Annotated in this window: 4 protein-coding genes; 2 read left to right on the forward strand and 2 right to left on the reverse strand. The window is 33.3% G+C overall.

Annotation, left to right across the window (positions count from 1 at the left end; genetic code table 11):
- On the forward strand, positions 1–235 hold a 235-nt coding region (locus AB8B65_RS00380; protein ID WP_405298806.1), incomplete at its 5' end, for a hypothetical protein.
- Between the two features lie 89 nt (positions 236–324).
- Positions 325–657 carry a hypothetical protein gene (locus AB8B65_RS00385; RefSeq protein WP_405298807.1) on the forward strand — a complete coding sequence of 111 codons (333 nt, stop codon included), beginning with the start codon at positions 325–327 and terminating at the stop codon, positions 655–657.
- Positions 658–935: 278 nt separating this feature from the next.
- On the opposite strand, the gene AB8B65_RS00390 is transcribed toward AB8B65_RS00385, so the two are convergent.
- Entirely contained in the window at positions 936–2,426 is a 1,491-nt protein-coding gene (locus AB8B65_RS00390; protein WP_405298808.1) for an aminotransferase class V-fold PLP-dependent enzyme, read from the reverse strand.
- Between the two features lie 465 nt (positions 2,427–2,891).
- The coding region (locus AB8B65_RS00395) for a helix-turn-helix domain-containing protein (protein ID WP_405298809.1) at positions 2,892–3,030 on the reverse strand (139 nt) is incomplete at its 5' end.

Genomic DNA, 3,030 nt, shown 5'->3' on the forward strand with positions numbered 1-3,030 from the left:
TACTATATATTTCTTCAAGGTAAAAGAAACAAATCGTTACCGAGAAACCAACAAACTCTATCACGTAGCATTTGTAGATAAACCTACACTAAACGTAGAACCATATCTTTTAACTCGAAGCGCAAGAGGCAAACGTATTTACGGCGACGAAATAGAAGAAGAATTGTTTGAAGCAGCTGTAGAACAGGTAAAATACAAAAAGCGAAAACGGATTAGTGGAGGATCGGGATATTGATTTTTATTAGACTTTTGGACATCTTAGACTTGCTTAGATTTCTAGACTGTTAGATTGTTAGATCACTATTTATTGCTAATAAAATATACATGACAAACATATTCTCCAACATAAACTTTCGTGAAGGAAAATTGTCAAATACAAATGCAGTATTATTACTAGATGTTCCTTTGGAAGATCAAAAATATAATTTGTTCGAAGACATTTTACAAATAACTTATACAAGTAAGAACTTAAAATATGTGATTGATATTGGTTGGTATTTTGAGGATTTTGAAATCTCTGAAGATAGTTTTTTTTGGGTGCAAATTATTTTGAATGAAGATTGGTCTAACTTAATATTTGATAAAAAAACTAACAACATAAATGAGTTGAAAAACTTAATTGAAGAAGGTGTTGAAATCATTTGTGAATTCGTGTAAAAAAAGACTTTAGTATTGAGAAATGAGTATTGAGAAATGAGTATTGAGAAGTTTCAAATGTCATTCATGAAAACTTTACAGTATGCTAAATTATAAATGTTGAATGTTGAATTGTTTCAAAGTACATTCAATACATTTAAAGTCTACATTAGAAAAACATAAAATCATTCGTGAATTTGTGGTGAGAAAGATTTTAGTATTGAGAAGCTTCAAAAAAAAACACTAGCGCAAGTTTTAACCTGCGCCAATGTTTTAAAAACTATTCTACATATGTAACCTTAAAGTTCATACTCTTCAACTCCTACAGCATCTAATTCTTCCACAGTAATATCATTATCTTCAAGAATAAAACGTGCTATCTTAGTTACAACCGAAGAAATTTGTGTTGGTAAATTCATAATATGAGGGCAAATTCTTAGTGCTTCAGGACGCGGATTATCACCATTATTTTCTGGAATAAAACCTACAGCAAAGCGATCTCTTTCTCCTTTCTTACCGTATAAATAATTATATAAATCTTGATGGTTAATTGTTTGTCTAGGATTAATAATTGTAAACACAGTGACTCCATTAGAAAATTTTTCAGAAATAGGTGTTGTATATATAATTTCTACACCTAATCTTTCAGCCATAAACTTTAATTTTTTTCTTAAATCATCTTGAAGAAACTTAACTCTTGCTTCAATACGTTTTGGATCATTTCCGTTTATCTTATTATGTTCAGCAATAGTATGTCCAAGTGCATAAATATTGGCTTCATCTCTTTGACCAAGCAATTCAAATCTCGATGTATCTTCAGGTAATTTATCTTCAAAACCAATTTTACCATCATACGCGTGAATACTAATATCAAAGTTTTTAGCGCGCTCAGGTTTCATATAAAAAATACCTGTTTCAAATGGTCCCATAAGCCATTTATGCGAACTTGAAGCAAAACTGTCACAGTCTGCACCTATTACACCATTTTTCTCTATCAAATTTATTTCCAAGCCGCCCCAACTTACGGCACCATCAACATGAATATGAATGTCTGGATATACAGCACGTACTCTTTCTACAATTTCTTTAGAAGGCATACAAATACCTGAAATATTAGACACTTCAGAAAAACTGAGCATGACAGTGTTTCCAACGGTATTTTTGATTTTCTCTATAATAATATTGCTGATTCCTGTTACAATTTGCTCATCGGTCCAATTAAAGAAATCTACAGTTTTAAGTGAAAATGTCTCCACTTTTTTCGTTTCGCTTGATCTCAATTTCCAGACATTATTATTTGTAGGATGATTTTCGTCCCATAACAGCACTGTATTGCCTTCCCAAAGTTTAAATCCTTTTGAAAGTTGATTGTTAGCCTCACTCGTATTACGTACCAAAGCAATATTTTTAACACCTGCAGCTGGCACAGCGCCAACATGTTGTGCAATTACCTTTCGTATCGTTTCTAAAATAAGTCCATATCGTTCTTGTCTTGATTGCATAGAAATATCTGAATTGAATTGAAAACGCAACGCATTAATTCTATTCAATACTGGAACAAATGTAGGACACAAATTTGCTGAATTCATTGGTTCAACCTCAAACTTAGGATCAACACCTGGATTAAAAAACAAATCTCGAACTCTTGACCAATTAGCGACTGCTTTAAGAGTCAAAGTCTCTTCAAAATCTTGCTTTAATAAATTATATTGTTCATTGGTAATTAATGATTTCTGTCCGAGCTTCTCTATAAGCTCAAGCATTTCGTTTTGGATTATACTAGTTCCCATGGCTTTACTATTTAATTGTGTTTCTTACTCGTTTAAGGTTTTTCAGATTTCACCTTTTGATTGAGACACAAATTTGGAACGAAATTAGTCACCAAAACAGCCCATAAATACGGAAACTGTCATTGCGGATAGTACGTGAATAATGCAGTATTTATACTTGGATAAATTTTGAAGCAACTTTTTTGTTGATTTGTCGATTTGAGATTATAGTACTTCTCGATACAGCAAATCGAAGATTTGCCACTCGAAGTGACGTAAGAGTAATTAAGAATCAAGCGAAGCGATCCACATTTGACTCCGCTCAATGTTCATATACTTCTATTAGCGCTTGCACTGAGCGAAGTCGAAGTGAAGCGATCCAAAATACTAAGAGCGCCAGCGGTCTAACAGCGAAGCGAATCTAAAAGGCGAAGCCGGTCTAAGAGCAAAGCGATCCAAGAGATTCCCGCCTTCGCGGGAACGTGTCTAACCAGCACTCGACACAATATACTTCTTAGGTGTAGTTCCGTATTTCTTTTTAAACGCAGCAATAAAATGACTTGCCGTGCTGTAGCCAACTTTATGTCCAACTTCGTTTACGTTGTAACTTCCAGATTCTAATAAC

It is taken from the genome of Kordia sp. (genome assembly GCF_045105435.1).
Lineage (GTDB): Bacteria > Bacteroidota > Bacteroidia > Flavobacteriales > Flavobacteriaceae > Kordia.

Coding starts and splice junctions, on each gene's coding strand:
- AB8B65_RS00385 (WP_405298807.1), top strand. CDS start 325: ATGACAAACATATTCTCCAACATAAACTTTCGTGAAGGAAAATTGTCA.
- AB8B65_RS00390 (WP_405298808.1), bottom strand. CDS start 2,426: ATGGGAACTAGTATAATCCAAAACGAAATGCTTGAGCTTATAGAGAAG.